General features: G+C 66.1%; 21 protein-coding genes. 8 read left to right on the top strand and 13 right to left on the bottom strand.

Going from position 1 to position 19388, the window contains the following annotated elements; genetic code table 11:
- Positions 1 to 39 precede the first annotated feature (39 nt).
- Both PV761_RS13915 and PV761_RS13910 read right to left on the bottom strand, forming a co-directional pair.
- The gene (locus PV761_RS13915; protein WP_347897559.1) at positions 40 to 2046 is read right to left on the bottom strand and encodes an ABC transporter ATP-binding protein; all 2007 of its coding nucleotides are present in this window, start codon (positions 2044 to 2046) and stop codon (positions 40 to 42) included.
- Positions 2043 to 3791: an ABC transporter ATP-binding protein gene (locus PV761_RS13910; RefSeq protein WP_347897557.1), complete on the bottom strand. Its 1749-nt coding sequence runs from the start codon at positions 3789 to 3791 to the stop codon at positions 2043 to 2045. The genes PV761_RS13915 and PV761_RS13910 overlap by 4 nt, the downstream gene beginning before the upstream one ends.
- A gap of 185 nt (positions 3792 to 3976) precedes the next feature.
- Here PV761_RS13910 and PV761_RS13905 point away from each other — a divergent pair, with 185 nt between their 5' ends.
- Both PV761_RS13905 and PV761_RS13900 read left to right on the top strand, forming a co-directional pair.
- The gene (locus PV761_RS13905) at positions 3977 to 4432 is read left to right on the top strand and encodes a group II truncated hemoglobin (RefSeq protein ID WP_347897555.1); all 456 of its coding nucleotides are present in this window, start codon (positions 3977 to 3979) and stop codon (positions 4430 to 4432) included.
- A gap of 64 nt (positions 4433 to 4496) precedes the next feature.
- Positions 4497 to 5354: a PhzF family phenazine biosynthesis protein gene (locus PV761_RS13900; RefSeq protein ID WP_347897553.1), complete on the top strand. Its 858-nt coding sequence runs from the start codon at positions 4497 to 4499 to the stop codon at positions 5352 to 5354.
- Between the two features lie 53 nt (positions 5355 to 5407).
- On the opposite strand, the gene PV761_RS13895 is transcribed toward PV761_RS13900, so the two are convergent.
- The 5 genes from PV761_RS13895 to PV761_RS13875 form a co-directional block, all read right to left on the bottom strand.
- On the bottom strand, positions 5408 to 5731 hold the full coding sequence (locus tag PV761_RS13895) for a YegP family protein (protein ID WP_347897551.1): 324 nt from the start codon (positions 5729 to 5731) through the stop codon (positions 5408 to 5410).
- A gap of 106 nt (positions 5732 to 5837) precedes the next feature.
- Complete coding sequence (locus tag PV761_RS13890) at positions 5838 to 6233, bottom strand: hypothetical protein (RefSeq protein WP_347897549.1); 396 nt, start codon at positions 6231 to 6233, stop codon at positions 5838 to 5840.
- A gap of 10 nt (positions 6234 to 6243) precedes the next feature.
- Complete coding sequence (locus tag PV761_RS13885) at positions 6244 to 6963, bottom strand: GAF and ANTAR domain-containing protein (protein ID WP_347897547.1); 720 nt, start codon at positions 6961 to 6963, stop codon at positions 6244 to 6246.
- 185 nt (positions 6964 to 7148) lie between these two features.
- On the bottom strand, positions 7149 to 7634 hold the full coding sequence (locus PV761_RS13880) for an Hsp20/alpha crystallin family protein (protein ID WP_081818809.1): 486 nt from the start codon (positions 7632 to 7634) through the stop codon (positions 7149 to 7151).
- 130 nt (positions 7635 to 7764) lie between these two features.
- Positions 7765 to 8595: a response regulator transcription factor gene (locus PV761_RS13875; RefSeq protein WP_347897545.1), complete on the bottom strand. Its 831-nt coding sequence runs from the start codon at positions 8593 to 8595 to the stop codon at positions 7765 to 7767.
- A gap of 294 nt (positions 8596 to 8889) precedes the next feature.
- Between PV761_RS13875 and PV761_RS13870 the strand changes: the two genes are divergently transcribed.
- Positions 8890 to 9897, top strand: coding sequence for a hypothetical protein (locus PV761_RS13870; protein ID WP_347897543.1), 1008 nt, complete (start codon positions 8890 to 8892; stop codon positions 9895 to 9897).
- Positions 9898 to 9967: 70 nt separating this feature from the next.
- Here PV761_RS13870 and PV761_RS13865 read toward each other — a convergent pair whose 3' ends face one another.
- The 4 genes from PV761_RS13865 to PV761_RS13850 form a co-directional block, all read right to left on the bottom strand.
- Positions 9968 to 10126, bottom strand: coding sequence for a hypothetical protein (locus PV761_RS13865; RefSeq protein ID WP_197024897.1), 159 nt, complete (start codon positions 10124 to 10126; stop codon positions 9968 to 9970).
- Positions 10127 to 10130: 4 nt separating this feature from the next.
- The gene (locus PV761_RS13860; RefSeq protein ID WP_347897541.1) at positions 10131 to 11180 is read right to left on the bottom strand and encodes a glycosyltransferase family 2 protein; all 1050 of its coding nucleotides are present in this window, start codon (positions 11178 to 11180) and stop codon (positions 10131 to 10133) included.
- 299 nt (positions 11181 to 11479) lie between these two features.
- On the bottom strand, positions 11480 to 12145 hold the full coding sequence (locus PV761_RS13855) for a hypothetical protein (RefSeq protein WP_347897539.1): 666 nt from the start codon (positions 12143 to 12145) through the stop codon (positions 11480 to 11482).
- Positions 12146 to 12236: 91 nt separating this feature from the next.
- A complete protein-coding gene (locus tag PV761_RS13850; RefSeq protein ID WP_347897537.1) occupies positions 12237 to 13124 on the bottom strand; it encodes a hypothetical protein in 888 nt (295 codons plus the stop codon).
- A gap of 254 nt (positions 13125 to 13378) precedes the next feature.
- On the opposite strand from PV761_RS13850, the gene PV761_RS13845 reads away from it, so the two are divergent.
- From PV761_RS13845 to PV761_RS13825, 5 genes are all read left to right on the top strand, one after another.
- Positions 13379 to 14737 (top strand): hemolysin family protein, encoded by a 1359-nt coding sequence (locus PV761_RS13845; RefSeq protein WP_347897535.1) that lies wholly within the window; start codon positions 13379 to 13381, stop codon positions 14735 to 14737.
- On the top strand, positions 14734 to 15774 hold the full coding sequence (locus tag PV761_RS13840) for a hemolysin family protein (protein ID WP_347897533.1): 1041 nt from the start codon (positions 14734 to 14736) through the stop codon (positions 15772 to 15774). The genes PV761_RS13845 and PV761_RS13840 overlap by 4 nt, the downstream gene beginning before the upstream one ends.
- A 51-nt stretch (positions 15775 to 15825) precedes the next feature.
- Entirely contained in the window at positions 15826 to 16623 is a 798-nt protein-coding gene (locus tag PV761_RS13835; protein ID WP_347897531.1) for an SRPBCC family protein, read from the top strand.
- Positions 16624 to 16625: 2 nt separating this feature from the next.
- Positions 16626 to 17309 carry a DUF4166 domain-containing protein gene (locus PV761_RS13830; protein ID WP_347897529.1) on the top strand — a complete coding sequence of 228 codons (684 nt, stop codon included), beginning with the start codon at positions 16626 to 16628 and terminating at the stop codon, positions 17307 to 17309.
- Between the two features lie 206 nt (positions 17310 to 17515).
- Positions 17516 to 17881 (top strand): hypothetical protein, encoded by a 366-nt coding sequence (locus tag PV761_RS13825; protein ID WP_347897527.1) that lies wholly within the window; start codon positions 17516 to 17518, stop codon positions 17879 to 17881.
- A 30-nt stretch (positions 17882 to 17911) separates the two neighbouring features.
- Here the strand turns inward: PV761_RS13825 and PV761_RS13820 are convergent, their stop codons facing one another.
- Positions 17912 to 18832: a 2-hydroxyacid dehydrogenase gene (locus PV761_RS13820; protein WP_347897525.1), complete on the bottom strand. Its 921-nt coding sequence runs from the start codon at positions 18830 to 18832 to the stop codon at positions 17912 to 17914.
- Positions 18833 to 18863: 31 nt separating this feature from the next.
- On the bottom strand, positions 18864 to 19352 hold the full coding sequence (locus PV761_RS13815) for a hypothetical protein (protein ID WP_347897523.1): 489 nt from the start codon (positions 19350 to 19352) through the stop codon (positions 18864 to 18866).
- Positions 19353 to 19388: the final 36 nt, after the last annotated feature.

Here is a 19388-nt window from a genome sequence, read left to right as displayed (position 1 = left end):
ACCGACTCATCCCGGCGGCATGCGAGGGCGGGGGTATCCCTAAACCTCCGCTACCGGAGCCGCGAACTGCGCCTCGTAGAGCCGCGCGTAGGCCCCGCCCGCCGCCAACAGTGAAGCGTGCGTCCCCTGCTCCACAATCTGCCCGGCCTCCATCACCAGGATGAGGTCGGCGTCGCGGATGGTGGACAACCGGTGCGCAATCACAAAAGAAGTCCGGTCGCTCCTCAAAGCACTCATCGCCTTCTGCACCAGCACCTCGGTCCGGGTGTCCACGGAAGAAGTCGCTTCGTCCAAAATCAAAACAGACGGCCGCGCCAGGAACGCCCGGGCAATGGTCAGCAGCTGCTTCTCACCCGCAGAGACATTCCCGCCTTCGTCCTCCAGCACCGTGTCGTAACCCTCCGGCAGGGAGTGCACGAACCGGTCCACGTACGTCGCCTTCGCCGCCTCCAGGATTTCGGCTTCGGTCGCATCAGGCCGCCCGTACGCGATGTTGTCCCGGATGGTCCCGCCGAACAACCACGTATCCTGCAGCACCATGCCCATCCGCGAGCGCAGCTCGCGCCGGGAAACCGAGGTGACATCCACGCCGTCGAGCGTTATCCGCCCCGCATCAATCTCGTAGAACCGCATCATCAGGTTCACCAGCGTCGTCTTCCCGGCCCCGGTGGGGCCGACAATCGCCACCGTCTGCCCCGGCTCCGCGACCAACGAAAGGTCTGAGATGAGCGGCTTGTCCGGCGAGTAGGAGAACGAGACGTTCTCGAACACCAGCCGCCCCCGCCCGCCGGCAGGAACAGAGCCGGCAGCTTCCGGCGACTCCTCCGGCTCATCCAGCAACGCGAACACCCGCTCGGCGGACGCCACCCCGGACTGCAGCAGGTTGGCCATGGAGCCCAGCTGGGCCAGCGGCTGGGTGAACTGCCGCGAGTACTGGATGAACGCCTGCACATCGCCCAGCTGCATCGCCCCGGACGCCACCTGCAGGCCGCCCACCACGGCGATCCCCACGTACACCAGGTTCCCGATGAACGTCATGGCAGGCATGATCAGGCCGGAGATGAACTGCGCGCCGAAGCTCGCCTCATACAGCTCCGCGTTCTTCTGCCGGAACCGCTCCCCCACCTCCTGCTGCCGGCCGAACACCTTCACCAGCGCATGCCCGGTGTAGGTCTCCTCGATCTGGCCGTTCAGCTCGCCGGTGTGCTTCCACTGCGCCACGAACAGCTTCTGCGAGCGCTTGGCGATCATCGCCGTCGTCACCAGCGTCAGCGGAACGGTCACCAGCGCGATCAGCGCCAGCGTGGGCGAAAGCAGGAACATCATCAGCAGCACACCCAGCACGGTCAGCAGCGACATCACCGCCTGGCTGATGGACTGCTGCAGGCTCTGCGAAATGTTGTCCACGTCGTTCGTCACCCGGCTGAGCAGCTCGCCGCGCTGGATCGAATCGAAATACCGGAGCGGCAGCCGGTTGATCTTCGCCTCGATCCGCTCGCGCAGCCGGAACACCGTCCGCTGCACCACCCCGTTCAGAATGTACGCCTGCACCCACATGAACGCAGACGCCAGCACATACAGCACCAGCGCCCACAGCAGCACACTGGCCAGCGCCGTGAAGTCGATCCCCGTCCCCGGCGTCAGCGCCATGGCACTGAGCATGTCCGCCTTCTGGTTCTCCCCCGCCGCCCGCAGCTGCGCGATCAGCTGCGCCTTGGTCATCCCCGCCGGAAGCTGCTTGGACACGATGCCGGCGAAGATGATGTTGGTGCCCTCGCCCAGCAGCCGCGGCCCGATCACGGACAACGTCACCCCGGCGACGCTCAGCGCGATCACCAGCACCAGCCAGAGCCGCTCCGGCTGCAGCGTGCCCAGCAGCCGCCTGGCCGACGGCCAGAAGTTCATCGCCTTCTCCGCCGGGATGTTCATCCCCGCGAACGGTCCTCCGCGGCCTGGCCCCATCGGCGGACGCGGCGGACGTCCGACGGCGGTGGTCCCGGTTTCGGGGGCCGGTTCCGTCCGGCTCGGGGTGCTTCGCCCGCTCATACCGCCTCCTCCGCTGCCAGCTGCGAGGACACGATCTCGCGGTACGTTTCCGAAGTCCCCAGCAGCTCATCGTGCGTTCCGTGCCCCACGATCCTGCCGTCGTCGAGCACCAGGATCTGGTCCGCGTCGGCGATGCTGGACACCCGCTGGGCGATGATCACCAGGGTGGCGCCGGAGGTGTCGTGCTTGAGCGCCTGCCGCAGCCGGGCGTCCGTGGCGGTGTCCAGCGAGGAGAACGAATCGTCAAAGATGTAGAGCTCGGGCCGTTTCACCAGCGCCCGGGCGATCGCGATCCGCTGCCGCTGCCCGCCGGACACGTTGGTGCCGCCCTGCGAAATGGGCGCATCCAGGCCGCCCTCCATCTCGCGGACAAAGTCCTGCGCCTGCGCGGTGGTGAGCGCCCGCCACAGCTCATCCTCGGTGGCGTCCGGCTTGCCGTAGAGCAGGTTGCTCCGCACCGTGCCGGAGAACAGGTACGGCTTCTGCGGCACCAGGCCGATGTGCCCCCACAGCTGGTCCGGGTGCAGCTCGCGGACGTCCACGCCGTCGAACTGCACCGAACCGCTGGTGGCGTCGAAAAGCCGCGGCAGCAGGTTCACCAGGGTGGTCTTCCCGGACCCGGTGCTGCCGATGATCGCCGTCGTCTGCCCCGACCGGGCAGTGAAACTGATGCCGGACAGAACCGGCTGCTCGGCACCCGGGTAGGCAAACCCGACGTCGCGCATTTCCATCTCGCCGCTGCCCGCACCGCCCCGGCCGGCGGCGGCGGTGACCGGATGCTCCGGCGGCCGCACGCTCGACTCCGTGGTCAGCACCTCGCCGATCCGGTCCGCCGAGACCGCGGCGCGAGGGATCATCACGGCCATGAACGTGGCCATCATGACGGACATCAGGATCTGCAGCAGGTAGCTGAGGAAGGCGATCAGCGTGCCCACCTGCATGGAGCCGTCCTCGATCCGGAACGAGCCGAACCAGATCACCGCCACGCTGGAGACGTTCAGCACCAGCATCACCACGGGGAAGGCGAGCGCCATCAGCCGGCCGGCCCGGAGGGCGGTGTCCGTGACGTCCTCGTTCGCGCGGCCGAAGCGGGCGGTCTCAATGTCCTCGCGCACGAACGCCCGCACCACCCGGATACCGGTGAGCTGCTCGCGGAGCACCCGGTTCACGGTGTCGATCCGCACCTGCATCTTCCGGAACAGCGGCACCATCCGGGTGATGATCAGCGCGACGGCCACCAGCAGCACCGGGACGCTGACGGCGATCAGCCAGGACAGCTGCGCATCCTGCCGGACCGCCATGATCACCCCGCCGATGCTGAGCATGGGCGCTGCCACCATCATCGTGGCGGACATCAGGACCAGCTGCTGCACCTGCTGGACGTCGTTGGTGGAGCGGGTGATGAGGCTCGGCGCCCCGAAGCGGGTGACCTCCTGCTCGGAGAACTCCCCCACCCGGCTGAAGATGGCCCCGCGCAGGTCCCGGCCCAGGGCCATGGCCGCCTTCGCGCCGAAATACACGGCCACCACCGCGCAGGCGATCTGCAGCAGGGTGATGAACAGCATGAGGCTGCCCACCCGGAGAATATACCCGGTATCCCCCTTGGCCACTCCCTCATCGATAATGTCCGCGTTCAGCGTGGGCAGGTACAGGGACGCGATGGACTGCGCCAGCTGGAAAATCACGACGGCGATCAGCAGCCGCCGCTGCGGCCGCAGGTATTCAACGAGCAGTTTCCAGAGCATCCGGACTCCACTTCACGCCGCGAGGGCTCCTCCGGAGCCCGCGCAATCAGATTCGAAGGCCAGTTTACGACCGGAAGCTGCGAGCGGACCGGGTTCCTCTCAGGGCGAAGCGTGTCACGTGCGATTCATGGCCGCTGGCCGGTAAGCCCCTTCCGTGCACTGCTGGGGCGTGCCATCGTTGCAGCATGCAAACGGTCTATGAGGCTGCGGGCGGCGCCGGCTTTTTCCTGACGCTGGCCAACGCCTGGCATGCCCGGGTCATGGCCGACGACGTGGTCAGCCATGCGTTCAGCCACGGGTTCCATCCCGAGCACAGCCAGCGGCTCGCCGCATATTGGGCGGAAGCTTTGGGCGGGCCGCCGAGCTATTCGGTCTCGTACGGCGACGAGACATCGGTGGTGCGGATCCACAGCGGCAACGGGCCTCACGAGGAGATGGACCGCAGGGCCATCGCCTGCTTCGACCAAGCACTGACCGACGTCGGGCTCACCGGCGGCAACACCCTCCGCAAGGTGCTGCACGACTACTTCGCGTGGGCGACGACCACCACGATGTCCCGGTACGAGCGGTCCCCGGACGACGTGCCCGACGGGCTCCGCATCCCGCAATGGTCCTGGGACGGGCTGGTGGGCCAGGACTGAACAAGGCCACTTTCCGGAATTGGCTATGGTGCCGCTGCACGGCGGCCACCTACGGTTGGTTGCTATGACCAGCATGACCACCGCAGTGAACGAATATCCCTTCTCCCAGGTTGACGTCTTTGCCCCGGGGCCCAAGGCAGGCAACCCGGTCGCCGTCGTCCATGACGCCCATGGCCTGTCCACCGAACAGATGCAGAGCTTCGCGAACTGGACCAATCTCTCGGAGACCACATTCCTTCTGGAGCCCTCGCACCCGGAGGCCGACTACCGGCTGCGTATTTTCACGCCCGCGGCCGAACTGCCGTTTGCCGGGCACCCCACCCTGGGCTCGGCGCACGCGTGGCTCGAGAACGGCGGGCAGCCCCGCCGTGACGGGGAGCTGGTGCAGGAATGCGAGGCAGGGCTGGTGAAAATCCGCCGCACGGGCACCGATCTCGCCTTCGCGGCGCCGCCGCTTGCCCGCTCCGGCCCGGTTGAACCGGCGGTGCTGGAACAGGCCCTCGCCAGCCTGGGCATCGATGCGAGCCAGGTCCTGGGCAGCAACTGGGTGGACAACGGCCCGGGCTGGCTGGGAATCCGGCTGGAATCAGCCGAGGCCGTGCTCCGGCTGCAGCCCGACTTCGCCCTGATGGACCAGCTCTGCGTAGGCGTCATCGGCAGCTACCCGGAGGGAGGACCTGCGGACTTTGAGGTCAGGGCGTTCGTTCCCGGTCTGAGCGTTCCCGAGGACCCCGTAACCGGCAGCCTCAACGCCGGCCTGGCGCAATGGCTCCTGGGCGAGGGAGTGGTGGACGGCAACTACACCGTCCAGCAAGGCACAGCGCTGGGACGCGGCGGCCTGCTGACCGTCACGGCGGACGACGACGGCATCTGGGTCGGCGGGGTCAGCCGCTCAGTGGTGAGCGGCCGGGTCTCGCTGTAGGCGCCGACGCGGCCGCGGCGCGGCCGCGGCCCGCGAGGCCGTCGCGGCTCGCGTCAGCGGCTGGCGCTGCTCAGCCGTGCCCGCTCCCGCTGAGAGTGCAGGCTGTGGGCTCCCCGGGCCTGGAAGGCATGGGTTCCGCTGTGGACCTGTGCCGGCTGGGAGGGCCTGATCCGGTGGGATGGTTCGCTCCGGCGGCTGGTGCTCAGGTCATGGATCAGGCCGGTCCCGGCGATCTCGCGAACGCGGTAGATCCCCGCCGCGGCGGCCTTCTTCGTCGGGAACTTTACTGAGATCGCCACAAGTTCCCCGGACTTGTCCAGCAGCTTAAACCTGTACCCGCCGTCGGGCGCGCTGATCAATTCGAAGTGTCCGGACATCGTCGTCAGCCTCCACTCGTCTGGTTCATCGCTTAGGCTTCCAGCTTACTTTCGGCCCCGCGCGAATGTCAGCCCGCAGCTGGGCAACGGCCGTCCGGCGGGACTGCTATTCGTCTCCGGGCGGGTCGGCCTGTTCATCCGGCCCCGGCCTGCCGTGGGTGTCGTGATCGCCGGCGGCGTCGGCGTCGGCGTCCTGGCCCGATCCAGGCGCGGATTCCCGGCCGGGCTCCGGACGGCGTTCTGCGAGGTCGGGGTCATCGGAGTACGGCGCATAGAGGCGGGGGATGGCCTCGATGAGTTCGTTGGCGGCCATTGCCAGCAGGTCCCGCTGGATCGGCGGCAGGGAGAGCAGCCCCTGCAGGTACGCTTCGACTTCGTATTCGCCCACGCCGCCGCCAATGCTGAAGTAGTTCAGCCAGAGTTCCCCCGGCGTGAGGTCCGAGGCCTTCAGGGCAGCCCGGAGCTTCCGCCGTTGTTCGGGTTCGTTCAGATCGAAGCCCATAATGGCGCCTCTAGTTCCTGCCGGCCTGTAGCGCGGCGATGATTTCGGCACCGGCCCCGGCGAGGGTCGTCCTGCGTTGCCGGGCGTGGTGCATGAGGTCCTCCAAAGCACGCTCGTACGTGACCCCGTGCCGCTGCATCAATATCCCGCAGGCCCGGTTCACCACGTCCCTGCTCTCCAGGGCTGCATGAAGCTCCTCGCTGATCTGCTGCGGCAATTCGTTGGCTTGCACGTGTGAAAGCAGCGTCGCGGCCGGGGCGGCGAACAGCTCCAGGAGCCGCGCAGTCGCCGGGGTGTAGGCGGACGGAAGCGCGGCGTAAACCTTGATGGCACCGATGCATTCCTTGTTCGCTCCAAGGGCTGCGCTCACCACCGAGCGGACGGGTAGCCCCCTGACAGCCTCACTCCAGCGCGGCCAGCGGCTGTCCGTGCGGATATCGTCCACGAGTATGGTTTCCTCGGCGGCCCACGCCGTCAGGCACGGCCCTTCCCCGAGCTCATACTGCAGCGCATCCGCCTCGGCAACCACCTTGTCCGTGGATCCGTGACTGGTCCTGCGGCCCTGCAAGTCCAGGACGGACACCCCCGCCCCGATGGTGCCCGGCACGGAGTCCTTGATGGCCCTCGCCAAAAGTTCGACGGCGGTGCTTACCTTCTCCTCGGTCAGAAGCAGCCGGCGGATCCTGCCGATGACACCGGAGAGCTCATCCAGTGGAAGTTTCTTAGCCATGGATCGTCCTCCGGCCAGTCACCGGACAATCGAAGAGGAGGGACCGTCCGGAGAAATCGTGCGCGCGCAACGCCTCCTACCCCAGACATTACGCCTGCCCGAAGCCGCGGAACATGCCCCGCTGCGCGAGGCACAGTAACGGCTAGCCGGGCCACTCTGCTGTTCGACGGCGAGTTCGGCGGCGGCTATTCGCGCGTGATGGGAAGTTTCTTCCCCGTGGACTCGGACAACTCTTTTTCCGGAACCGGTGTGCGTACTTCGAGGACGCCGTCCTTGTAGGAGGCCTTGATGTCCTCCTCTTTTACGTCCGGCGGCAGCGGGAGGGACCGGAAGAAGGAGCCGTAGCGGAACTCCGACCGGTAGCTGTCCTTTTCCTTCTCTTCCTTTTCCTCCCGGCGTTCGGCGCGGATCTGGAGGGAACCGTTAACAACAGAGACGTCGATGTCTTTGTCCGGATCCAGCCCCGGCGCTTCGGCCCGGACCACGAGGGTGTTGCCGTCGAGGTACTCCTCGACGCGGATCGGCATTGGCTGGCTGCCCTGCTGGAAGACCCTGTCCATGGCGTCCATCATTTCGGACGGGGATCGGCGCAGCAGATCGAACGGGCCGCTGCGGAACGTATCCAGCCAGCGGTTGGTGTGGAACGGTGACCACCTGAACAGATCAGACATGACGGTACCTCCCGTGCGTTGCGGTGTAGTGCCCAAAGCGGGCTGACACTTCAAGTACACGCCTGCACACATGGGCCGGGCAGGGGCAAAAGACCCGCCTCGCGGGGCCGGAGCTGCGGCGGGGACGGAGCTACTGCGGGGTCAGCCGGTATCCCACTCCCCGGACGGTCTGCACCCACCGCGGCGACCGCGGGCTGTCGCCCAGCCGCTTACGCAGGTTGCCCATGTGCACTTCCAGCACGCGTTCGTCCCGGGCTGTCACGGGGCTCCCGGGAACAGGGGCTTCGTGCCGCAGATGACGGGCAAGGTCCCCCTTGGTCAGCACCGCCCCCTTGCTTTGGAGCAGTGCGCGCAGCAGTTCGAACTGGGTGCGGGTGAGATCAATGGCTCGTCCGTCTGCCGAAACTGCGCGCGTACTGTCCATAAGGGCGAGGCCGCGGTGTTCAAAATCCCACCCGGACCCCGCCGCGCGTTCCTCGGCTGCGGCAACGTCGCGGGGAGCGGCGGCAGCCGGATCGGGCAGTTCGGCACCTGCGGGCCTGGCGACGAAATGTCCTGCCGCGCACTGCGCAGCGTCCACCAGCGCGTGGCGCCTCGGCCGGCGCAGCAACGCAGCAACCCTTGCCCGGAGCTCGCGCGGACGGAACGGCTTGGCCAAATAGTCGTCAGCGCCGGCTTCGAGTCCCAGCAGCGCATCGGCTTCGCTCGCCAAGGCGCCCACCAGGATCACGTAGGCATGGCTGAAGGTCCGGATCCGGCGGGAGGCTTCGATGCCGTCAAAGTCGGGAAGCCCCAGGTCCACGGTGACCAGGACCGGATCATGCCGCCGCACGGCAGCCACCCCCTCGGCACCGGACGCTGCGGCCACCACTTCAAATCCCGACTGGACCAGCAACTCCGCCAGGGATGCCCTACTACGACCGTCGCCGTTAACCACCACAGCCAAGCCGCGCGTAACCATCAATCCCCCAAGAAATTCTCGTTCGTTTCCAGATGTAGAAATATCACTAATCCCTCAACTCGGAATTGCGTAAAAATTGTGTATTTATTGAGCGTCATCAAAAATAAATATCGGCATTCATCTATTGCCAACCAAACCGGCCTGAATGATGATCATCTTGTGCTCACTGGGGGCGCGGCGCTGCATTGATCAGCGCAAATGTAGGGGGCGTTAATGGTTTCCTCGAGGTCTCGCATCGCAAAAGCAGTTTGGCTCAACCGGCCGCTTGCAATGCTGGCAGCTGCCAGCCTGGTCATGTTGTGCGCAACAACTCCGGCCCACGCCGCCGACACCACCCCCATGGACCCGAACCCTGGGCCCGTGGGCAGCTTTGCCTGGAAGGGGTTCAACTGGGAAAAGCGGTTCTGGGGCGGCGCGCCACAGTTCAACAAGGCTTTCGCCGCGGCCAACGTCAGTAATCCCGACGGCGACGGATACGTCACGCTCTCCCTCACCAATCCAACCGGCAGCGCACCCGTCGGGGCTGAATTCCAGTCCACCCGGCAGGGATTCGGCTACGGCACCTACACCACCACAGTGGCGAAAAACGTCAACAGCCTCCAGAAGGAAGTGGTGTGGGGATGCCTATTCACGTATGACCCGCTGGCCTCCCCGGGCTACAACGAAATAGACCTGTGCGAAGCATCCGCCTGGGGCGGCGGCGCAAGCTACGGCGAATCCTGGCCCGTCACGCAGGCGCACGGCTATTGGTTTGATGCGTCCAAGCCGCCGGGGCAGGGCAACAACACCGTGGTGTTCGATACGACGAATGACCTGGTCCTCACTCACAGAATGGTCTGGGAGCCGGGCAAGATCACGTTCGAGACCTTCGCCGGAGAGGGGTACGGCGGCACGCTGCTCAAGCGAACGGTCCTTCAGGGAAGCACCGTTCCCCTGCCGGCCAAAGAAGCCATCCACTTCAACCTGTGGGTCACAGGCGGGGGTGGCGGAGATCCCGAGCATGTGAAACCCGAGTCCGTGGTGATCCGCGACTTCTCGTTCACGCCGGCCGTTGGCACGCCGCCTGTCGTGGCGTCGCCCATCAAGCTGTCTGCAGCCACCACCAAGGCCAAGGGCGTCAATTCCACCACCCTGACGTGGACCGGGGCCACGGGGGCCAGCGTCACACTCTGGATCAACGGCACCCAGAAAACCGTCCCCAACACGGGAAGCTACGTGAACAAGTTCAAGGGCGGAGCCACCACAAGCTACAAGGTCTGCGATGCGGCAGCCTGTTCCAATGCGGTCAGCGTGGTCACCTGAGGCGAACGCGGGCGGGTGGCCGGGGATGTTGGTGAATCCCGGCCACCCGCCCGGTCAGCTCAGGCAGGAGTTACTTCGCCCTGACCGGCACGATGCGCTTGATGGCGAGCCCGAGCGCCACGAGGGCGAAGGCTGCCAGGGCAAACCAGAAGAGGTCACCGGCTCCGGTTGCCGCGAGGGTTCCGGCTCCGACACCAGCGGCTGCAGGAGCAGCAGGATTGTTGTACATAGGTTTACCAAGCTTTCTTTTTGTTGAAGACTGCATCCACGTAGGCCTTCGCGTGGACTACCTGAAGGAACAGGTCGATCAGAAGTTCGTACATCGTTGCGGCGGCCAGCATGTACTTCCAGCCACGCAGCCGCACAGTCACTACCCGTTCGATCACGAAGACACCGGTCACGGCCAGCCAGAACGGCTGAATGTGCAGCCCTTCTCCCGTGCCCAGTGCAAAAGCCACCGTTCCGACGTAGGCCAACGACACCAGAATTCCCGTCACGGAGAGGGCCTGCCGCCCCCAATACGGCCGGGTGACCCTGGTCCAGCCGTACTGGACGCAGTTCTCCACCGCGCCGCGTTTCCACCTCAGCCGCTGCGCCCAGAGTTCACGCCAGGAGGGCATGATCTCCGTGACAAGCGTGCAGTCGGCCGGTGATTTAATGCGGTACTTGAGGGTCAGCAGCGCGAAGGACAGCTCGTTGTCCTCTGTCAGCACGGAAGTGTCGTAAACGCCTCCCCGGCCGTTGCCGGGAGGCAGTGTGCCCTCGAGCCGCGCAGCAATCACGTCCCTCAAAGTCCGGACACGGAAGAGCGCCGCCGTTCCCGTCACCACCAGGCACTTGCCGTGGAGCCGCTTCACATCCCGCGCGTACCGCGCATACTCGTTCCGCTGCAGGTGACCCACGAAGCCGCCGCCCTTCGCACCGCGGAAGACCCCTCCCACGGCACCAAGCCGCCGGTCGGCCGCCAGATGGCCGGTTGCCCGCTCGATGAAGTCGTGGCTCAACTGCGAATCTGCGTCCTGGACCAGGACCATGTCTTCCGGCTCTGCTCCGGCCAGGAGCCCCTCCAGAGCGAAATTCAGGGCACCCGCCTTCTTGTCCGTGTTTCCCACGGTGCGGATCACCTCGGCCCCGAGTGCCAGGGCAATCGCCTCGGTGGCATCGGTGCAGTTGTCAGCGACAACCACCACCCTGTCCGGCGGGAGAGTCTGGGATTTGAGGGATTCAAGCGTGTCAGAAATACCTGCGGCTTCGTTATGCGCAGGGATGAGGACCGTAATCACAGAAGACCGGCACCCGCAGTTCCGGGCACGGAATTCGAACTGTCACACACTGGCTTGTTGCTCCAACCCGAATTAGTCAATTTGTTTGTTGACTCGAGTTTTTCAACCGGAACGCAAGCAGCCGGAAAATATTCGAAAAGGAATACGCAATCTTCCGTCAGGAAAATTGGTTCTCAACGGAACCTCAATTTCTCACCGTACTGAGGCCGCTTAAAAGCGAAAGTCGGGGTGCTGTCCTGGGACAGCACCCCGACTCCCGTTAGTCAGCCAAGTTCATGGCCGGAGACTGACTTGCGTGGTTATAGGAGGCTGCTGTGACCCTCGTTCACAGCAGAACCCTCAGTCACCGCCGAAGCCGCAGCATCCAGGCTCGCATCAGCGTCCAGGTTCAGGCCCGCGTTCAGATCCGACACAACACTGCCCTCGGCGGAACCTTCTCTCCAGGAGGAGGACCCGCCGTCGTTCACAACAGAACCCTCAGACACCGCCGAAGCCGCAGCATCCACGTTCACATCAGCGTCCAGGTTCAGGCCCGCGCTCAGATCCGACACAACACTGCCCTCGGCGGAGTCTTCGCTCCAAGAAGAGGACCCGGCGTCGTTCACTACAGACCCGTCGTTAACAACAGACCCGTCCGTCACCGTGTAGGTGGCCGTGTGCAGGTTCGCGTCGGCGTCCAGGTTCAGGCCCAGGCCTGCGCTCAGATCCGATACGACGCTGCCGTCGGTGGTGCCGTGCCCCGAGGTGGAGGACCCGCCGTCGTTCACTACCGAACCCTCAGACGCTGCGGAAGCCGCGGCATCCAGGCTGGCGCCCAGGTTCAGGCCAATGTGGGTTCCCGAGCCGAGGCCAAGGTCCGACGTCGTGGTGGTGGAATCGGAGGCGGAGGCTGCGCCTGCGCCGAGGATGAGCACTCCGCCGGCGAACACGGCGCTGCACAGGGTGGTGCGTACGAAAGATTTCATGAGAATTGATTTCCTTACTAGTGAGATGAGCCAGGCACAGTGAGTGCGCAGCTGATTGCCGTCCGCGCGAAAGGGCGCGGTGCCGGCCCCACTAGTCGGGGGAAAAGCCGTGTTCCAGGCTGACCGAGCCGGGCAGCTCGTCGGAGGAGTTGCGGACATCCTTGAGCGGGATCTGCGTCAAGGAAAACTGGAGGGCCGGAACATCGGCTGCGACGCCGGATCCGCCGTCGCCGCCCGTCCTGAGCAACGAGCCGGAACCCGTCGGGACTGTCGCCGGCGACGCGGGAGCCGGCGTTGCGGGACGCTCGGGAGCAGGAGTCGGCGCTGCCACGACAACGGTGCTGCCGCCGTCGGACATTGCCGGCCGGAAGGCTGCACGGTCCTGCGTAACAGTCAGCAGGACGCCGGAAGCTGTACCCGCTGACGGTGCGGGGTTCTGCGGTTCGGACCCCGGGGCGGGCGGCGGTGCGGAAACTCCGACAACGGCGGGGTCCGCGGCAACGTCACCGGCAGCCGACCCGACCGGAACCAGCACGGGCGCCGTGATATCAGCCGCCAGGCCTGTGACCGGGGCCGTGATTTCGGCGACCGTTTGCGTTACGGGGGCGACGGCGGCGGAAGTGAGCGCCGTGACCGGAGCCACCGCGCTGGTGACCTGCTCGACGACGGCGGTCACCGGCGCCGCGGCCGGAGCCAGCGCGGCATCCACGGGAGCCAGAACCGGTTCGGTGACGGCCTGGACCTGGGGCGCCAGCGGCGCTGCCACGACGGCAACGGGCTCTGCGAGCGCAGCCAGCGGACCTTGCTCAACCGCGGCAGTGTCAGAGACGGCATCAGACGTGACGGTGTCCGTGACAGGCGGCAACAGGCTGGAAGCCTGCGCCGAGACGGCTCCGAAGATGACCCAGGCCGCCGCGAGCAGCACACCCAGGAGAAGTGACCGCAGGGCGGAGGAAAGCCGGGATGCACCATCGCGCATTGCTCCACCTCCCCATCGTGGCCGGACGTCATCGATTACTGCAGGACTTACCAGCCATTCGCTGCCGCCGGGGTGGCGGATGGGTGCGCGGATCGAAAATGGAGCCCGCACTTTTCGCCTACGGCGCACACGCCCAGTCCGTGAACCGGCGACCCGTAGACTGAACGGCATTATGGATGACCCTCCTTCACATATGCCCAAGCCCCTCCACCTTCTGACCGGTTCGCCGGCCACCACGGGAGAGGGGCGCCCGAATGTATGAATGGATCATGCTCGGTATCGGCCTTGTCCTTACGGTCGGCACCGGATTTTTCGTTGCCTCCGAGTTCGCGCTGGTCAACCTGGACCGCAACGACCTTGAGAACCGCCAGGCCCGCGGCGAGAAGCGCCTTGCGCCCACCATCAAGGCCCTCAAGATCACCTCGACACATCTCTCCGGGGCACAGCTCGGCATTACGCTGACCACGCTCCTCACCGGCTACACCTTTGAACCGGCCATCAGCAGCATGCTCAGCGGACCTTTGCTGGCAGCCGGCCTGCCTGCGGCAGTGGTCCCGGGGATCGGCGCCGTCGCGGGCATCTTCCTGGCCACGATCTTTTCCATGGTGATCGGCGAACTGGTCCCGAAGAACTTCGCCTTGGCCCTCCCCCTGGCCACCGCCAAAGTGGTGGTTCCGTTCCAAGCCCTGTTCACCGCCGTCTTCAAGCCCGTGATCCTGCTGTTCAACAACACGGCCAACGGCATCATCCGGTCCTTCGGCATCGAGCCGAAGGAAGAGCTGTCCGGCGCCCGCAGCGCCGAGGAACTCAGCTCGCTCGTCCGGCGCTCGGCGCTGGAAGGCGTGCTCGACGTCGACCATGCAGTGCTGCTGCACCGCACCCTGCGTTTCTCCGAGCACTCCGCGGCGGACGTCATGACGCCCCGCGTCCGCATGACGGCGGTCAGCGCCGATGACACGGCGGAGCAGATCGTCACGCTGGCCAGCTCCACGGGGTACTCGCGTTTTCCGGTGATCGGCAGGGACCGCGACGACGTCCTGGGCGTTCTGCACGTCAAGCAGGCCTTCGCCGTGGCCCTGGCCGAGCGGGCCAGCGTCAGCGCCGCGGAGCTCATGATCGAACCGCTCCGCGTCCCGGAGTCCATGGGCGTGGACACCCTGCTGGTCCTGCTGCGCAAGCAGGGCCTCCAGGTGGCGATCGTTTCCGACGAGCACGGCGGAACGGCCGGCATCGTGACCCTCGAAGACCTTGTGGAGGAGATCGTCGGCGAGCTCGAGGACGAACACGACCGCGCCAAGGTCGGTGTGGTGCGCACGGGCCTGTCCACCACCTTTGATGCCTCGCTGCGCCCGGACGAACTGCTGGACCGGACCGGCATCACGGTTCCCGACGGGGAAGAATACGACACCATCGCCGGCTTCGTTACCGACGAACTGGACCGCATCCCGGAACTCGGCGACGAAGTCACTATCGACGGGGGCACACTGCGCGTGGAACGCGTGGCGGGCACCCAGGTGCAGCGTCTCCGCTTCACCCCGGACGATCCGCAGGAAGCCCCCAAAAGTCCGCATGACCGCCTCGTCGACAACCTCACCCCCGGAGCTGAGCAATGAGTGAATACCTTCCCGGCATTATCTGGCTGGTGGTGCTCCTGGTGGTCAACGCCTTCTTCGTGGGCGCCGAGTTCGCGGTCATTTCCGCCCGCCGCTCGCAGATCGAGCCCAAGGCCGAGGCCGGCAGCAAGGCCGCCAAAACCACGCTGTGGGCCATGGAACATGCCACGCTCATGCTGGCCACCAGCCAACTGGGCATCACCGTCTGCTCGCTGGTGATCCTCAACGTCTCTGAACCGGCCATCCACCACCTGCTTGAGATACCGCTGGGCCTGACCTCCCTGTCCGGCGAAGCCATCGGCATCATCGCCTTCGTGGCGGCGCTGCTCCTGGTGACGTTCCTGCACGTGGTCCTGGGCGAAATGGTGCCCAAGAACATCTCGTTCTCGGTTCCTACCCGGGCGGCGCTCATCCTCGCCCCGCCGCTGGTGATGGTGGCTCGCGTGTTCAAGCCGGTGATCTGGACGCTCAACGGGATCGCCAACGCCATCCTGCGGCTCTTCAAGGTCCAGCCCAAGGACGAGGCCACCAGCGCCTACACGCTGGACGAAGTGGCCAACATCGTGGAGCAGTCCACCCGCGACGGCATGCTCACGGACACCACCGGTACGCTCACGGCGGCATTCGAGTTCACCGCCAAAACTGTTGCGGACGTGGAGGTGCCGATCAACGAGATGGTGCTCCTGCCGGCGTCGTCCACTCCCGCGGACATCCAGCGCGCGGTGGCGGAACACGGCTACTCCCGCTACATTCTCACCGACGACGACGGCGTGCCGTCCGGCTACCTGCACCTCAAGGACGTCATGGACCTGACGTCCCCGGAGAAGTTCGCCCGGCCGGTGCCGGCCAAGCGGATCCGCAAGCTCGCGTCCGCCTTCGGCGGCGGCGAACTCGAGGATGCCCTGGCCACCATGCGCCGGACGGGCGCCCACGTGGCCCGGGTCTTCGACGCTTACGGGAACACTACGGGCGTGCTGTTCCTGGAGGACATCATCGAGGAACTGGTGGGCGAAGTGCAGGACGCCACCAGCGCCTGACGCGGAGGCCAATTAACTCATTTGTGATTCGCCGCGTCTTAGGATGCTGGAATGGGGGAGCATCAAGGCGGGAAATTTTCGCGCACGCGCGGGCAGATCTATGTTGAAATCGGCATTCGTGCGTCCATGGAGCGGCTGTGGACGCTCAGCCAGGATCCGGACCTGCATCCGCGGTGGGACCTGCGGTTTTCCCGGATCGTCCCGAGGGACGGTGACGACGGCGGACCTGTCAGCTTTCGTTATGAGTTCCGGCTGCCGTTCCACACCATCAGCGGCACCGGGACGTCCCTGGGCCACCGGCGGCGCGCCGACGGGCAGGCGACTTCGGTACTGAAGTTCACCACCCGCGACGCGCTCTCCCCCATTGGTCCGGGCTCGGGCTACTGGCGGTACATCCCCACGGCTGAAGGCGTCCGCTTCATCACCGGCTACAACTATCAGCCGGGGATGGGCACCCTTGGAAAGCTGCTGGACGGCCGGGTGATCCGGCCCGCGCTGGGCTGGGCAACAGCCATCAGTTTTGACCGCCTGCGGTTGTGGGCGGAGCGGGACCTTGACCCCGGAGACTCCCGGAACCGGTGGATCATCGACGCCGCGGCCAGGTCGGGCGGTTTCCTGGCGTCCGCCCTGCTACTCCGGCGGGCGTTGACCGGACCATTCGCCGGGGCGGCTGCCGCCGTCGGCGTCGCGGCGGCAATGGCCTCATGCTTCCTTCCGGCGCACCGGACGGTGCCCCGGGCCGGGCGGTGCCTGCGGCTCGCGCCGGATGAGCGGGCCGGACGTGCCCCGTCCGCGCTTGTGGCGCTTCCGTCGCCGGGTGGCGGCGGCCTGCCGGCGGGTGAGGAGTAGCCGTGGCCTCCATCTTTGAGCAGGCGCTCGGGCGGGACTTCGGCCGCCTCCACCCGATGCTGCAGAAACGCTTCGGCGTCGATACCGCGGCCGGTTACGCCTGCGTTGGCCGGGGAGTCTTTTCGGAAGTGCGCCGCGGGGCGTGGTGGACGGTTCCGTTTTTGCGGCTCGGCGCGTACCGCAACATCCTCTTTCCCGACCAGGGCGAGAACGTCCCGTTCACCATCGAAAACTACCCTTATGTGGATGGTCTCGGCCGGCCTACGGTCACCTTCGTGCGCACCCTGGAGCTGCCGGGGTCCAAACGCCGACGCTTCGATGCCACCATGGTTTACAGTCCGGAGACCGGGGGCATCATCGACTACCTCGGCACCCACCAGCACCTGGCCACGGGCCTCATCCTGGAGGTGCTGCCGGACGGGTCACTGCATCTCCGGTCGACGGGCCAGCGGTTCTACGAAGGCTTCATCGGATTCGCCTTCCCCGCAGCCTTCACGGGCACGGCGGATCTCTACGAGAGCTTCGACGACGCCCGCGGGGTTTTCACCATTCAGATGCAGGTGCGGAATCCGTTCTTGGGGTTCCTGTTTGGCTACCGGGGCGAGTTCACCTGCACCTTCCCCGCCACGCCTCCCGAGGGTGCGCCGCACCGGCTCAGACCAGTCCGCGAAGAAAGGCGGCAGTAATGGGACGCACGTGGGGATTCCGGAAGCGGCGGGGGCCGCATGACGTCTGGTCAGAGTGGAAGGCTGCGGCGCAGCAGTTTTCGCAACCTCAAAGGGCTTACGCTCAGTCGCATGCATGAGCTAAATAGCCGGGTGGTACAGGGGAGCTTTAGAGGCAGCGACATATCCCTAACGCGGCCCATGAAGCGGCCCGCGCTGGCAAGCTGTTGAGCGCTGCGTCGGGCACACCGGTCGAGGTCGCGGGCGTTGTAGTGGTCGTCGCTCCCAAGAACCTAACCATCAGGAAAGTACCGGATGGCGCCAAGGTCCTGACCGACCGACAACTCCTGCGTTGGCTCCAGAGCCTGCGGCCGGTACTCGCCGTCGATCAGGTTTACCGGATCGCCTCCGTGGCTGGCATGCCCCGAACATGGCACCGGAATCCCGGGCAGCAAACTGACCCGGTCGAATTGCAGCACCGTTTCAGCGCTCTCCGGGACCAGGTGGACCGGGCGCGACAGCGGCGCCTCCTTTGGGTGCTCGCTGCGTTCCTGGGCTTCTTTTCCATGATTTTCCTCGGCCCCTTCTTTTAGCGACGCCTAGCTGCAGCGCCGCCTGGCTGCTCAGCCGCCCAGCATCACGTTCACCGGTGGCTCCCCCGCCAGCATCAGGTCGATCTGGCGCTGCAGCAGCCGGCCCATCCTCGGCCGCATCGCGGAACTGGCTCCGCCCACGTGCGGGGTGATGATGACGCCGGGCGTGCCCCACAGCGGGTGGTCCTGCGGCAGCGGTTCGGGATCCGTAACGTCCAGCGCGGCGCGGATCCGGCCGGATGCCGTGTGGCGGACCAATGCCTCCGTGTCCGCAACTGGGCCCCGGGCCACGTTGACCAGCAGCGCGCCGTCGGGCATTGCCGCCAGGAAATCGTCGTCGATGAGGTGACGGGTGGCGTCGCCAAGCGGAACGCCGACCACCACAATGTCGTGCTCCGGCAGCAGCTCCGGCAACTCGTCGATTCCGTGGATAACGCCGCTCTCATCGGTGCGCTGGCGGCTGGCAACCCTCGTGACGCTCGTTTCGAACGGAAGGAGACGCTGCTCGATCGCCTTGCCCACACCGCCGTAGCCCACGATGAGGACGCGGCGGTCCGCCAGGCTGGCGGTGGGCCGGGCGTCCCAGACACCGTCCCGCTGGCTTTTCATGAGCCGTGGGAACTCGCGCTGGCTGGCCAGGATCATGGCCAGCGTCAGTTCTGCAGTGGAGGTCTCGTGCACGCCTGCTGCGTTGGCGAACACCCGGCCCGCCGGGAGCGAGTCCGCCACGCCGTCGTACCCGATCGACTGGCTCTGCACCAGGGCGGTCTCTACCGCCTCAAGATTCTTCAGGACCTTCGTGCCGCCCATGTACGGCGGGACAACAATATCGATCTGCGGCTGCGGCGGCTCGCCCGTGAAGTCCCACTCAAGCACGGTGACGTCCGGATGCGGCGTCAGGTACTCACGAAGTACGGCATCGGGCAGGCTGACAGTGATCTTCCGCGTCATGGTTGCCAGCCTAGTGGAGGGAGGCTGGCAGTCAGTTATCGGCGCGGGTCGGGGCACCGGGGTGGAGGTAGTCCCGCAGCAAGGGGAACTCCGTGCGGACGTGGGCATCCAGTTCCGTGATGAACCTGGACGTAAAATACATCCGGAGCAACGGATCCAGCACCCGGCCGATCCCGGGCCATCCGGCTCTGACTGTGTGACGCACCGACACCCCGCCCGGTACCGGGGTGAGCTCCAGGGAGAGGCTGGCCGGAAGCGGCACGATCTTCCGGAAGCGCCACACGAGCCTGCATCCCGGTTCGACCGCTTCCACGACTCCGTGCAGGCGCAACCGGCGCCGGCCGACGAACTCGTCCATGACCATCACATCTCCTACTCCGGCGCTGGCCCGCCCCAGCACGTGGAGCTGCAGGTGGGTTCCCGGCCACCAGTTCCGGTACTGCTCATCGGTGCAGGCCATCATGAAGTCGGTGACGTCACGGCCCGTCAATCCCGCAACATCCACTCTCGATTCGGTCACCAGCACCGGTGCAACCTGTGCTGCCGCGCAGCCGGG

The sequence above is a fragment of the Arthrobacter sp. CC3 genome (assembly GCF_039907775.1).
In the GTDB taxonomy this organism is placed as follows: Bacteria; Actinomycetota; Actinomycetes; order Actinomycetales; family Micrococcaceae; genus Arthrobacter.
Note: the sequence above shows the minus strand (reverse complement) of the source record. Positions and strands in the feature narration are given on the sequence as shown.

Coding starts and splice junctions, on each gene's coding strand:
- PV761_RS13820 (WP_347897525.1), bottom strand. CDS start 18,832: ATGACGCGGAAGATCACTGTCAGCCTGCCCGATGCCGTACTTCGTGAG.
- PV761_RS13865 (WP_197024897.1), bottom strand. CDS start 10,126: ATGTACAACAATCCTGCTGCTCCTGCAGCCGCTGGTGTCGGAGCCGGA.
- PV761_RS13910 (WP_347897557.1), bottom strand. CDS start 3,791: ATGCTCTGGAAACTGCTCGTTGAATACCTGCGGCCGCAGCGGCGGCTG.
- PV761_RS13850 (WP_347897537.1), bottom strand. CDS start 13,124: ATGCGCGATGGTGCATCCCGGCTTTCCTCCGCCCTGCGGTCACTTCTC.
- PV761_RS13900 (WP_347897553.1), top strand. CDS start 4,497: ATGACCAGCATGACCACCGCAGTGAACGAATATCCCTTCTCCCAGGTT.
- PV761_RS13905 (WP_347897555.1), top strand. CDS start 3,977: ATGCAAACGGTCTATGAGGCTGCGGGCGGCGCCGGCTTTTTCCTGACG.
- PV761_RS13875 (WP_347897545.1), bottom strand. CDS start 8,595: ATGGTTACGCGCGGCTTGGCTGTGGTGGTTAACGGCGACGGTCGTAGT.
- PV761_RS13890 (WP_347897549.1), bottom strand. CDS start 6,233: ATGGGCTTCGATCTGAACGAACCCGAACAACGGCGGAAGCTCCGGGCT.
- PV761_RS13880 (WP_081818809.1), bottom strand. CDS start 7,634: ATGTCTGATCTGTTCAGGTGGTCACCGTTCCACACCAACCGCTGGCTG.
- PV761_RS13895 (WP_347897551.1), bottom strand. CDS start 5,731: ATGTCCGGACACTTCGAATTGATCAGCGCGCCCGACGGCGGGTACAGG.
- PV761_RS13870 (WP_347897543.1), top strand. CDS start 8,890: ATGTTGTGCGCAACAACTCCGGCCCACGCCGCCGACACCACCCCCATG.
- PV761_RS13840 (WP_347897533.1), top strand. CDS start 14,734: ATGAGTGAATACCTTCCCGGCATTATCTGGCTGGTGGTGCTCCTGGTG.
- PV761_RS13885 (WP_347897547.1), bottom strand. CDS start 6,963: ATGGCTAAGAAACTTCCACTGGATGAGCTCTCCGGTGTCATCGGCAGG.
- PV761_RS13835 (WP_347897531.1), top strand. CDS start 15,826: ATGGGGGAGCATCAAGGCGGGAAATTTTCGCGCACGCGCGGGCAGATC.
- PV761_RS13915 (WP_347897559.1), bottom strand. CDS start 2,046: ATGAGCGGGCGAAGCACCCCGAGCCGGACGGAACCGGCCCCCGAAACC.
- PV761_RS13845 (WP_347897535.1), top strand. CDS start 13,379: ATGTATGAATGGATCATGCTCGGTATCGGCCTTGTCCTTACGGTCGGC.
- PV761_RS13855 (WP_347897539.1), bottom strand. CDS start 12,145: ATGAAATCTTTCGTACGCACCACCCTGTGCAGCGCCGTGTTCGCCGGC.